We start from the raw sequence: 11,743 nt of genomic DNA, 5'->3' as shown, positions 1-11,743 counted from the left end.
CCTGTCCCTGTCATTAACGACACAAAGCCCTTGCAAAAAGGGGGGAGACCATATACGGACTATCCAAGGCCTGGCTGCAAATCCGTCTGATTGGTCCATATTTCAGCTCCTTTTCGATCAATAGCTACAGCTATTGCCCTCAAATGAGCTAAAATCTGACCTCAATCAGCCAAATTTTCGCTTCAGCCCGAATAGTCCGACAGACTCCTAGGTTTCTCTATGAATCACGAACGGTCCAACCTGATCCTGACCGGCATGCCGGGCGCCGGCAAAAGCACCGTCGGCGTCATACTGGCCAAGCGTCTCGGATTCAGCTTCGTCGATACCGACCTGCTGATCCAGATGCGCACCGGCAGACTGCTGCAGGAAACTATTGATTGTAAGGGACTGACCGCCTTCCGACACCTGGAAGAGCGGGTACTGCTGGAATTCAACGCCTGCAACGCGGTGGTCGCCACCGGCGGTTCGGCAATCTACAGCGAGGCGGCGATGTGCCACCTGGCCGCCATCGGCACCATCATCTTTCTCGATGTCCCGCTGGACGAACTGGAGCAGCGCCTGCACGACATGGAAAGCCGCGGGCTGGTCATCGATCCCGGCAGCAGTCTTGCCGAACTCTATGCCGAACGGCTGCCGCGTTACCGGCGCTGGGCCAAAATCACCATCGATGAGGGGGGGAAGAACCTGGAAGAGGTGGTGGAAGAGATCTGTATAAGGGTAAACAACCAGACACGATGAGTCACGCCCCGCGGAATCACCCCGGGGCCCGACCCATCGCCGTCGCTCTCAGCGTTCCTCCAGCTCGGCAACCCGTTCCTTGAGCGCCTTCTCCTTCTGCCGCTGAGCGCTCATGTCGCGCATGATCGCCGCGACTCCTTCGACCCGCCCCTGATCATCCTTGAGCATGACGATGCAGAAGTCGACCGACAGCCGGTGACCGTCCTTGTGGGTCGCGGGCACCGACAGCAGGTCGGTGCCGTATTTCGATATACCACTCGCCATCACCCTGGCGAAACCCTCCCCGTGTCGGCCACGCAGCTTCTCGGGAATGATCAGGTCAAGGGGCTGACCCAAAGCTTCGGCGGCCGGCCAGCCGAAAATCCGCTCCGCCCCCTGGTTCCAGAGACGGATGATACCCCGGTTGTCGGCGAACAGGATTGCGTCCGGGGCCTGGTTGACAATCCGTTCGCAGAGTTTGCCGGTCTCAAAATCGGTCATAGGATCTGCTCCATAGCTGTGAGTTCCGTTACGGGTTCTGGATATAGGCGTTTTTGCGGGTATAGAACCACCAGTTGATCACCAGGCAGACGAAATAGAAGATCGCGAAGCCGTAAAGTGCGTTTTCCGGCGTGGTGGCCTTGATCTGCTCACCGAACACCTTGGGGATGATGAAGGCGCCGTAGGCGGCGACCGCCGAGGTCCAGCCGAGCACCGGACCGGCCTGTTCGCTGTCGAAGATCACCGCGATGGAGCGGAAGGTCGAACCGTTGCCGACCCCGGTGGCGGTGAACAGCACGATGAACAGCACCAGGAACGGAATGAAGTAGTCTTCCGGGGTCGCCGAGGCGTAGGCGGCCTTCATGAAGTAGGCGCAGCCCAGGGCCGAGATGACCATCACGATCGAAACCCACTGGGTGACGATGGCGCCACCGAGCTTGTCGGCGATCTTGCCGCCGACCGGGCGGATCAGGGCGCCGATGAAGGGTCCCATCCAGGCAAACATCAACGCGCTGGGGCCATTCGGATTGATCGTGTTGTGGGTCATCACCCCGTCGACCATGATATGGGAAAAGCCGAAGATAACCTTGATCGACAGGGCGAAGGCCGCCGAGTAGCCGATGAAGGAACCGAAGGTCATGGTGTAGATGATGGTCATCGCCCAGGTGTGCTTGTTGTTGAAAATCCGGTACTGGCGGTTGAGATTTTCACGCAGACCGCCGGTGGTCAGAAATTTCATTCCGTAAACCGTGGCGGCGATCACCAGCGGCAGCACGATCCACTTGCTCAGCAGCCCCAAACCGACCGGCGGCGGCAGCAGCAGGTAGAGACCGGCGATCGAGGTGACGAAGGCGATCGCCAGCAGCCCGAGGATCATGGCGAAGCATTTCGGCGTCGATGCCAGGTTCGGCGATACGGTTTCGGTGGTGATGTTGTTCATGCCGAAGAAGCCGGCGAAGGCGAGCGGCACCAGCAGCAGCAACCAGACGAAACCAGCATTGTGGATGAAGGTCTCGGTGCCGGCCGGGATCTTGCCGATCAGGGTGCCGCTGGTATTGATCAGGGTCTGCGGCTCACCGCCGAACAGGCCGAAGGTCATCACCAGCGGAATCACGATCTGCATGGTGGTGACACCGAAGTTGCCCAGCCCGGCGTTCAGTCCGAGCGAAGTCCCCTGCACCCGCTTGGGAAAGAAGAAACTGATGTTCGACATCGAGGAGGCGAAGTTGCCGCCGCCGATGCCGGAGAAGAGGGCGAGCAGGTAGTAGACCTCAATCGGCGTGGCCCGGTTCTGCAGGGCCAGCCCGGTACCGATCGCCGGGATCATCAACATCGCCGTGGTCAGAAAAATGGTGTTGCGGCCGCCGGCGATGCGGATCAGGAAGGAGCTCGGAATCCGCAGGGTGGCGCCGGTCAGGCCGGCGATCGCCGACAGGGTGAACAGCTGCGACTGACTGAACGGATAGCCGAGGTTGATCATCTGTACGGTGATGATCCCCCAGTAGAGCCAGACGGCAAAGCCGCAGAGCAGGCTGGGAATCGAGATCCACAGGTTGCGGGTGGCGATCTTCTTGCCTTGGGAATTCCAGAACTGCTCGTCCTCGACGTCCCACTTGTCCAGGTTGATAGGCATGGTCCTTACTCCTTGAGAGCTTCTTCGATAATGGTTTGTTTGTCCTGTTCGATTTTCTGCATATCTTCAGGGTGTTTTTCGCGCATCAGTTTCTGCACCGTGAGATGCAGCCAGAGCAGACAGACCAGCGACAGGGCGCACATGAAAATCCAGCAACTGGTCCACAGCCCGGTCCATTCCAGCAGGTAACCGAAAATAATCGGGCAAAAGAAGCCGCCCAGCCCCCCCAGCACCCCGACCATGCCGCCGACAACACCGACCTCGTCAGGGAAATAATCGGGAATCAGCTTGTAGACCGCCGCCTTGCCGATCCCCCAGATACTGCCGAGCATGATGATCAGGATGGCGAAAATCCAGACATTGGCCTGGAAGAAGATCCGCGTCACCCCCTTGGCCAGCAACTCCTTCTTCCTGACCTGCTGGCCGACCTCGACCACCGGCTCGTGCCAGGCCTGCTTGGTCGGCAGGATCAGCATCTGGTCATCGAAGGTTTCCAGGTTCTGCGGCTTGAGCTTCAGTTTGTAGCTCTTGCCGTCGACCGCAATCGACTCGGGGTTGACCGCGGTCACCACCCCGGCCCGCTTGGCCATCACCCCGCGCCCCGGTGAATAGATCTCCATCTTCGGCACGATCACCAGGAAGCTGATCACCACTGAGGCACCGAGTACCCAGTACATCACCGTGCGGCCGCCGAACAGGTCGGAGAGCCAGCCGCCCAGGGCACGAATCACCCCGGACGGGAGACTGAAGGCCGAGGCGAACAGGCCGGCGGTCACCAGCGGCAGGTAGTAGACGTTGACGAAGTAGGGAACCAGCCACTGCGAGAAAGCCACGAAGCAGCCGAACACCAGGAAGTAGTAGAGCCCGAAGCGCCAGACCCGGACATTCTTCAGCGGGGTCAGCATCTGGGTAAAGGTCTTGGTCGAGGAGGCCGGTTTCTTGTTCTCGGAGAAGATGAAGAAAACCACTCCCATCGCCGCCAGCATGATGGCGTAATAGATCGGCAACTGCCGCCAGGCGTCGAGATTGGCGCCGTTGTCGGTCAGCCGGTTGAGGATGGTCGGGGCAAACATGGTGGTCAGAGCCGCGCCGGCGTTGCCGGCGCCGAAGATCCCCAGGGCCGTTCCCTGGCGCTCGCGCGGGTACCAGACCGAGGAGAAGGCGATGCCGATGGAGAAGCTGACCCCGGCCAGACCGAAACCGAAGCTGCACAGGGCAAAGGTGGTGAAACTGTCGGCTTTCGAGAGCAGGAACATCGGGATGGCGCAGAGAAACAGCAGGGTACCGTAGACCGGCTTGCCGCCGAATTTGTCGGTCAGCATTCCGGCCGGCAGACGAAAAATCGAACCGGTCAACACCGGAATCCCCATCAGCCAGCCGATTTCGACCGGTCCCCAGTCGAAAACCTGGTTGTCGGCCAGAAAGGTGACCAGCACCCCGTTGAACATCCAGGCGGCGAAGCAAACCGTGAAGGCCAAGGTATTGAGAAACAGGACCTTGTGAGAAGTGGCTGTTGCCTTTTGCTCCATCATAAAAGAAACCTTTTCAGTCTGATATCAGCGGAAAAAAAGACCTTGTCAAACAACTCTCTGCCCAACTCATCACCCCTGCCGCGCGCGCCGGCGATGCCAGACCACCACCTGGTAGGGACGGCTGAGGTAGGTGAAGGGGACGCTGACCACATGCACCAGGCGCGAGAAGGGGAAAACCGCCAGCAGCAGGAACCCGTTGAAGGCGTGCAGCTTGACCACCGCCGGCATCACCGCCAGGTACTGGATGTCCGGCCGCAGAGTCAGCAGCGACCAGAGCCAGGGTGAAATGGTGTGCGCGTACCAGAGACCTCCCCAGCGCAGGGTGGTGGCGATGATGACGCCGGTCGCGACCTGCAGCAGCAGCAGAATCAGCAGCAACCAGTCGACCCTGCTGGTCACCACACAAAGGCGGGCGTTGCCGGCCCGGCGGACAATCAGCAGCAGCAGCGCCAGCAGGGTACAGATCCCCAGCGCCATGCCGGTCGCCTCCAGCAGCAACAGCCGTAACGGCGCCCCGAGCAGCGCATCCCAGGCGCCCGGCACCAGGAAAGCGAGGAAATGGGCCAGCAGGATCAGCAGGATGGCGTAATGCCAGGGAACCGAACCCCAGAACAGCGCCTTCTTCTCCAGGAACTGGGATGACTGGGACGACCAGGAATAACGATCAATGGTGTAACGATAGATGCCGACGGCCACCGCCAGGGCGACGGCGACATAGGGGAAGATGCCGAACAGAATCAGATCCATCATGAGTCACACTCCTTCTCCGGCCCCGCGGCCGATCCCTCGGTCGCAAGGGGAAGATTGAGAAAGCTCCGCAGCGCCTGCAGCAGGTCGAGATACGGCTGCTCCTCGCCATCGAATCCGGCGACCAGCTTCTCCAGCGCCGGACGCAGGCCGTCGGCGATGATCTCGTCGCGACAAGCCTGATCGTCTATACTGCCGAGAAAACGCAGCATGGTCACCAGGTGATCCGGCAGTTCGCTTTCATCGGTAAAACCATATTCCCGGTAAAGCTGCTTGAGCTGCATCAGGAACAGAATCCGGGCCTGGCTTTCACCGCACAGCTGGTAGCCGACGTAGGGATGACAGCTCGGCTGCAGGTCGAAGCAGGAGGTATAGATCTCCTCGACCCGGGACGGGGCCTGTTGTTCACGGAAAGCGGCGAAATTGCGCAACCTTTCCGTAGCCTCGGCGGCGATCGGCTGCAGTGTCTCCGACAGGGAATCCAGGGTCGGCAACTGCTCTTCGGCGGGATAGGAGAGCAGTCCGGCGAACTGGCGGCAGATCTGCTGATGGGTTGGCAGATTCAGCATCCTCACCACCTCCTCTTCGGCGCCTTGCGGCTGCCGAACCCCATGCCCTGCTTGTATTCTTCCGGATCCATGCCGGCCTCGATCGCCTGTTCACGCAGCATCGGCGGCACCACGATCCGTTCCTTGATGCGGGTCAGAGCGGTCATCCGGTAGAGGGCGTCGATCTGCTCTGTGGTGAGTCCGGCCAGCTCGGCCGCCTTCGCCACCTCGGCGGCATCAAGGTCACCGACCGACACCGAACGACGCTGCATACGGACGGCGATCAACCGACGATAGACCGCCTTGACCTCCTCTTCGTTGCCACCGGCGAACAGCCCGGCCAGGTACCTGATCGGCAGCCTGGCCTTTTCCAGAGTCGTGAAGAACTCGTCAGCCAGCTGTTGCCGACCCTGGTTTTCCCTGGAAATCACCGGCAGCATCGGCGGCACATAGAAGAGCATCGGCAGGGTGCGGAACTCCGGATGCAGCGGCAGCGCCACGCCCCACTGCTTGACGAACTTGTAGACCGGCGACTGCCGCGCCGCCTGCAGCACCTGCTCGGGGATACCCGCCCGGCGGGCGTCAGCCTGAACCTGCGGATCGAAGGGATCAAGAATGATGTCGCGCTGGGCGGCGGCCAGATCACGGTCTTCGTTGAGGGCGACCTCCTCGATACGATCGGCATCGTAGAGCAGCACCCCCAGGTAGCGGATGCGACCGACGCAGGAATGGAAGCAGGCCGGTGCTTCCCCGGCCTCCTGGCGCGGGTAACAGAGGATGCATTTTTCACTCTTGCCGGTGGTCCAGCCGTAGTAGGTCTTCTTGTAGGGGCAGGCCGAGACGCACATCCGCCAGCCGCGGCACTTGTCCTGGTTGATCAGCACGATGCCGTCCTCGCCGCGCTTGTAGATCGCTCCCGAGGGACAGGAGGCGACACAGCCTGCATTGAGGCAGTGGTTGCAGATGCGCGGCAGGTAGAACATCACCATCTTCTCGATGGCGAACATCTGCTGCTGTTCCTCGTCGCTGAGCTTGACCACGCCGGGATCATTGGCGGCGTAGACGTTGGAGCCGGAGAGATCGTCGTCCCAGTTGGGACCGGCCTCGATCTTCATCGGCTTACCCGTGACCATCGACACCGGCCGCGCCGTCGGCTGGTCGTTGCCGGCCGGAGAACTGATCAGGTCGCCGTACTTGTAGGTGAACGGCTCGTAATAGTCATCCATGCCCGGCAGGGCCGGATTGTAAAAGATTTTTCCAAGCAGCCCGCCGCGGCCGCCCAGCTTCAGCTTCAGCACCGCCTCCGCCTTCTCCCAACCGCCCCGGTACTGCTCCTGGTCCTCCCAGCGGGTCGGATAACCGGTTCCCGGCTTGGTTTCGACATTGTTCCACCACATGTACTCGGCGCCCTTGCGATCGGTCCAGAGATTCTTACAGGCGATGCTGCAGGTGTGGCAGCCGATGCACTTGTCGAGATGGAAAACCGATGACACCTGTGCACGAATATCCATGGTTTTGTCCTTTTAATTTGAGAACTGTAGGGGCGCTGCTTGCTGCGCCCGGTCAACCGTAAAAGACGAGAGCCGGGGCGCGGCAAGCAGCGCCCCTACACAAATCTCATCCTTCACCATTGCGGCTCCCCATCCAGCCTGCGCACCCTGATGAAGGTGTCGCGGTTGGCGCCGGTCGGGCCCCAGTAGTTCCAGCCGTAGGTGAACTGGCCGTAACCGCCGAGCATCAGGTTCGGCTTGAGACGGATACGCGTCAGGCTGTTGTGCCCGCCGGCCCGGCGGTTGCCCCGTGACGGCGATTTGGGAACGCCGACGGTCCGTTCCGGGGAATGATAGAGGATGCAGATCCCGCGCGGCAGGCGGGCGCTGACCACCGCCCGGGTGACCACCACGCCGTGATCGTTGCAGACCTCGACCCAGTCATTGTCGACCACGCCGATCTCGGCGGCATCCTGGTCGTTGATCCAGAAGGGATGGCAGCCGCGCGACAGGGTCAGCATGCGGTGGTTGTCGCCGTAGGTGCTGTGAATGCCCCACTTGCCGTGCGGCGTCAGGTAGTTGAGCATGATGCTCCTGCTGTCGCCCGGCGTCACCACCAGGTCCTGCAGGGAACTCGGATCGGCTTTCGGCTTGTAGGTCGGCAGGTTCTCCCCGGCGGCGATATAGCCCGGATGATCAAGGTAGAAGTGCTGGCGGCCGGTCAGGGTGCGCCAGGGAACCAGCCGTTCGACATTCAGGCAGTAGGCCGCATAGGCCCGGCCGTCATTGCTCAGACCGCTCCAGATCGGGCTGGTCAGCAACCGCCGCGGCTGCCGATCGAGATCGGCGAAGGTGGTGCGGACCCCGCGGGTCGGCTCCGCCAGGTCGACCAGCGGCAGACCGACCTTCTTCTCTTCAGCGGCGAAGGCGCGGCAGGCCATCTCGCCGTTGGTCTCGGGAGCGAGCTTGAGGATGATCTCGGCCGCGTCCCTGGCATCGACCAGGCTCGGATATTTTTTCCCGCCCCACTCGACGGTATCCGGACCCTGGGCCATCTCATCATAATAGTCCTCGATCGACCAGGAGAGTCCGTGGGCGCCGATGCCGCCCCGGGCGCCGGGGCCGAGGGAGATGAAACGGTTGTAGAGGTTCCTGTAGTCCCGCTCGACCACCACCAGGGCGGGCATGGTCTTGCCGGGAATCGGTTCGCACTCCCCCTTGCTCCAGTCCCTGATCTCCGGCTGGGCCATTTCGGCCGGGGTATCGTGCTGCAGCGGCACGGCGACAATGTCGCGCACCGGCTCCGGCAGATGGGTCTCGGCCAGTTCACTGACCTTCTTCGCCAGTCCCTTGAAGATATCCCAGTCGCTCTTCGACTCCCAGCAGGGGGGCACCGCCGCCTGCAGCGGGTGGATGAAGGAGTGCATGTCGGTTGAGTTGAGATCGTCTTTTTCATACCAGGTCGCGGTCGGCAGCACGATGTCCGAATAGAGCGCCGAGGTGTCCATGCGGAAGTTGATATCGACCACCAGGTCGAGCTTGCCTTCCGGAGCCTGCGGGTGCCACTTGACCTCTTTGACCGATCCCTCCGCGGTTTCCGGAGCGACGGTATTGGTGTGGGTGCCGAGGTAATGCTTGAGGAAGTACTCGTGTCCCTTGGCGCTCGACATCAGAGCGTTGCCGCGCCAGATGATCCACAGCCGCGGCCAGTTCTCCGGCGCGTCGGGATCCTCGACGGCGAACTTCATCTTCTTCTCGGCCAGCTGTTTGACCGTCCAGTCAACAATCTCCTGGTTGCTGGCGGCGCCGGCGGCCTCGGCCTGTTTCACCGCCTCGCTCGGGTTGCGGTCAAACTGCGGGTAGAAGGGCAGCCAGCCGTTGCGCACCGCGCGCACCTGGTGATCCATGGTGTGTCCGGCGGTGATGGCGTTGTGCTCCGCGACCGGCTGGATGCGGGCCTCGTCGGCGGCCCGCTCGTAGCGCCACTGGTCGCTGTGGACATAATGGTAGGATGGCGCGTTCTGGAACCGCGGCGGCTTGCTCCAGTCGAGCGCCCCCATGATGGTGGCCCAAGGCGCGACCGGGGCGAGCTTCTCCTGGCCGACGTAATGGTTGAGGCCGCCGCCGTTCTTGCCGACGCAGCCGCACAGCATCAGTGAAACGATGCCGGCCCGGTAAAGCAGGTTGGCGTGGTACCAGTGATTGACCCCGGCGCCGATGATAATCGAACACTTGCCCTCGGTCTTCTCGGCAGTCGAAGCCCATTCGCGGGCGAACTGCACCACGTTGGCGCGGTCGATGCCGGTGAACTTCTCCTGCCAGGCCGGGGTATAGGGGCTGTTCTCGGCATCGTAGTCGGTCGGGTAATCCCCCGCCAGGCCGCGGTTGACGCCGAACTGGGCCATCAGCAGGTCATAGACCGTGGTCACCGCCACCCGGCCGCCGGTGGTCTCGATGTAGCGCACCGGCACTCCGCGCCGGACGCTGGAGGCGGCGCCGAAATCATCGAACGCGACCTGCAGTTCATCGTCCTTTGCGGCGAGCAGCGACAGCGCCGGCGCGATGTCGCTGCCGTCGCGGCCATCCTTCATCTGCAGGTTCCATTCACCCTTCTTCTCCTGCCAGCGGAAACCGAGGGTGCCGAGCGGCATGCGCGGCGCTGCGGCCTTTTCATCCCAGACCAGGTACTTGAAGGCGGCATGCTCTTCGTCCCGATATCCTTTCAGGGCATCGGCGGCGAGCATCCGCCCGGCGTGGTAGACGCCATCGCGCTCCTCCAGCTTCACCAGGAAAGGGGTGTCGCTGTAGCGCTTGAGGTAATCCATGAAATAGGGCGTCTGCGCCTTATGGTGGAATTCACTGAGGATGACGTGGTTGACCGCCATCCAGAAGGCGCCGTCCTGACCGGCATGGCTGGGAATCCACCAGTCGGCGTGCTTCGACGTCATGCTGAAATCGGGGGAAAGGACCGTCACTTTCGAGCCGTTGTGACGAGCCTCGCCGAGGAAATGGGCATCCGGGGTGCGGGTCATGTTGACGTTGGAGCCCATGATGGCGATGTACTTGCTGTTGTACCAGTCGGCGCTCTCGGAAACATCGGTCTGCTCACCCCAGATTTCCGGCGAAGCATTGGGCAGATCGCAGTACCAGTCGTAGAAGCTCAGGTTGACGCCGCCCAAAAGCTGCATGAAACGCGCGCCACCGGCGAAGCTGAGCATCGACATGGCCGGGATCGGCGAAAAGCCGACCAGCCGATCGGCGCCGTATTTCTTGATGGTGTAGACTGTCGAGGCAGCGATGATCTCCTCCACCTCGTCCCAACTGGAACGGCGGAAGCCACCCTTGCCGCGGGCCTGCTGGTAACTCTTGCGGCTCGCCTCGTTCTCGACGATGGAGGCCCAGGCAGCAACCGGATCATCATGCTTGGCTCGGGCCGCCCGCCAGAGGTCGGTCAGCACGCCGCGCAGGTAGGGATACTTGATGCGCAGCGGGCTGTAGAGATACCAGGAGAAGGAGATCCCCCGCTGGCAGCCGCGCGGCTCATAGGGGGGCAGTCCCTCTTCCAGTTCGGGGTAGTCGGTGGCCTGCAGCTCCCAACCGACGATGCCGTCCTTGACATGCACGTTCCACGAACAACCGCCGGTACAGTTGACGCCGTGGGTACTGCGCACCACCTTGTCGCACTGGTTGCGGTTGCGGTAAAATTCCTCCCAGGCCCGCGACTTCGGGTCGACAATATCCTTGATCCAGCTCATACCTGTTTTCCTCCCCTGTTGCGGGCCTGTTCAACCAGCGGCTGCCGGACCGCACGCAGACGACGTTGTCCGAGCAGGCCGATGAGGCCGACAAAGATGACCAGGGCCGCCAGAACCGTCACCGCGAGCCTCCCCACACCGGGCAGGGCGCCGGTCCTGGTGGCAGCAAAAAACGCCCCGAGATCAGCCTGTTCCTGCTCCGTCAAGGGGCGCTTGGCATAGATCGGCAGCATGCTCGGAAAGGGCAGAGCGGCCAGCACCTCGGCCACACCGTCGTCGCCGTAATCCTCGTTCAGGTTGCTCAGGTCAGGCCCGAAACTTGCGCCCCCGGCAGCACCGAATCCCGCTGCGGCGAAACCATGGCAGGCCAGGCAGGGAGCGCCCCCGTTGCTCATTGCCGCACTTCCGGAAAAAAGCCTTGCCCCGCGCGCCGCGTCGCCGGAAGCAGCCAGACAGCCGCCGGCCAGCAACACCCCCAGCAGCGTCACGACCATGGTGAGCGGCCAGCGCCCACCCATCCCGCTTCGTCTGTTCATCTCTTGTCTCCTTCGGGCAGAATATGAATTCCTGATCAGGACAGAACACCAACCCGGCCGGAGGCTGAACCACGTAAACCGCTCCAGGTTGACATCCTCAAGCCAAGCACGTTTTCCGGGCTGTGCAACTCTTCAGTTCGGAAAAGCGCGGGAAAATACGTTCTGAATGTTGTTTAGAACAGTTTTTTGTCGTGGTCTTTGACCGGGGTCAAAAAAACTAACCGGGATTGTCAGGGATGGCATCGTTGCATGCCGATTGTTTTCATAGGAAATCGGCAATCCCG

General features: G+C 61.8%; 9 protein-coding genes. 1 reads left to right on the top strand and 8 read right to left on the bottom strand.

Annotated features, from left to right (window positions below; genetic code table 11):
- The first annotated feature begins 219 nt into the window (after positions 1–219).
- Positions 220–738 (top strand): shikimate kinase, encoded by a 519-nt coding sequence (locus B5V00_RS15870; protein WP_085011786.1) that lies wholly within the window; start codon positions 220–222, stop codon positions 736–738.
- A 48-nt stretch (positions 739–786) separates the two neighbouring features.
- Here the strand turns inward: B5V00_RS15870 and B5V00_RS15865 are convergent, their stop codons facing one another.
- The 8 genes from B5V00_RS15865 to B5V00_RS15830 form a co-directional block, all read right to left on the bottom strand.
- The gene (locus B5V00_RS15865) at positions 787–1,218 is read right to left on the bottom strand and encodes a PAS domain-containing protein (RefSeq protein ID WP_085011785.1); all 432 of its coding nucleotides are present in this window, start codon (positions 1,216–1,218) and stop codon (positions 787–789) included.
- A gap of 28 nt (positions 1,219–1,246) precedes the next feature.
- On the bottom strand, positions 1,247–2,851 hold the full coding sequence (locus tag B5V00_RS15860) for an MFS transporter (protein ID WP_085011784.1): 1,605 nt from the start codon (positions 2,849–2,851) through the stop codon (positions 1,247–1,249).
- A gap of 5 nt (positions 2,852–2,856) precedes the next feature.
- Entirely contained in the window at positions 2,857–4,383 is a 1,527-nt protein-coding gene (locus B5V00_RS15855) for an MFS transporter (protein WP_085011783.1), read from the bottom strand.
- Positions 4,384–4,452: 69 nt separating this feature from the next.
- Positions 4,453–5,133 (bottom strand): respiratory nitrate reductase subunit gamma, encoded by a 681-nt coding sequence (narI, locus tag B5V00_RS15850; RefSeq protein ID WP_085011782.1) that lies wholly within the window; start codon positions 5,131–5,133, stop codon positions 4,453–4,455.
- A complete protein-coding gene (gene narJ / locus B5V00_RS15845; protein WP_085011781.1) occupies positions 5,130–5,699 on the bottom strand; it encodes a nitrate reductase molybdenum cofactor assembly chaperone in 570 nt (189 codons plus the stop codon). The genes narI and narJ overlap by 4 nt, the downstream gene beginning before the upstream one ends.
- 2 nt (positions 5,700–5,701) lie before the next feature.
- A complete protein-coding gene (gene narH, locus B5V00_RS15840) occupies positions 5,702–7,189 on the bottom strand; it encodes a nitrate reductase subunit beta (RefSeq protein ID WP_085011780.1) in 1,488 nt (495 codons plus the stop codon).
- 113 nt (positions 7,190–7,302) lie between these two features.
- Complete coding sequence (locus B5V00_RS15835; RefSeq protein WP_085011779.1) at positions 7,303–10,923, bottom strand: nitrate reductase subunit alpha; 3,621 nt, start codon at positions 10,921–10,923, stop codon at positions 7,303–7,305.
- Entirely contained in the window at positions 10,920–11,459 is a 540-nt protein-coding gene (locus B5V00_RS15830) for a c-type cytochrome (protein WP_139800809.1), read from the bottom strand. Before B5V00_RS15830 ends, B5V00_RS15835 begins: the two co-directional genes overlap by 4 nt.
- Between the last annotated feature and the right edge of the window lie 284 nt (positions 11,460–11,743).

The organism is Geothermobacter hydrogeniphilus, assembly GCF_002093115.1.
In the GTDB taxonomy this organism is placed as follows: Bacteria; Desulfobacterota; Desulfuromonadia; order Desulfuromonadales; family Geothermobacteraceae; genus Geothermobacter_A; species Geothermobacter_A hydrogeniphilus.
Note: the sequence above shows the minus strand (reverse complement) of the source record. Positions and strands in the feature narration are given on the sequence as shown.

Coding starts and splice junctions, on each gene's coding strand:
- B5V00_RS15870 (WP_085011786.1), top strand. CDS start 220: ATGAATCACGAACGGTCCAACCTGATCCTGACCGGCATGCCGGGCGCC.
- B5V00_RS15865 (WP_085011785.1), bottom strand. CDS start 1,218: ATGACCGATTTTGAGACCGGCAAACTCTGCGAACGGATTGTCAACCAG.
- B5V00_RS15860 (WP_085011784.1), bottom strand. CDS start 2,851: ATGCCTATCAACCTGGACAAGTGGGACGTCGAGGACGAGCAGTTCTGG.
- B5V00_RS15855 (WP_085011783.1), bottom strand. CDS start 4,383: ATGATGGAGCAAAAGGCAACAGCCACTTCTCACAAGGTCCTGTTTCTC.
- narI (WP_085011782.1), bottom strand. CDS start 5,133: ATGATGGATCTGATTCTGTTCGGCATCTTCCCCTATGTCGCCGTCGCC.
- narJ (WP_085011781.1), bottom strand. CDS start 5,699: ATGCTGAATCTGCCAACCCATCAGCAGATCTGCCGCCAGTTCGCCGGA.
- narH (WP_085011780.1), bottom strand. CDS start 7,189: ATGGATATTCGTGCACAGGTGTCATCGGTTTTCCATCTCGACAAGTGC.
- B5V00_RS15835 (WP_085011779.1), bottom strand. CDS start 10,923: ATGAGCTGGATCAAGGATATTGTCGACCCGAAGTCGCGGGCCTGGGAG.
- B5V00_RS15830 (WP_139800809.1), bottom strand. CDS start 11,459: ATGAACAGACGAAGCGGGATGGGTGGGCGCTGGCCGCTCACCATGGTC.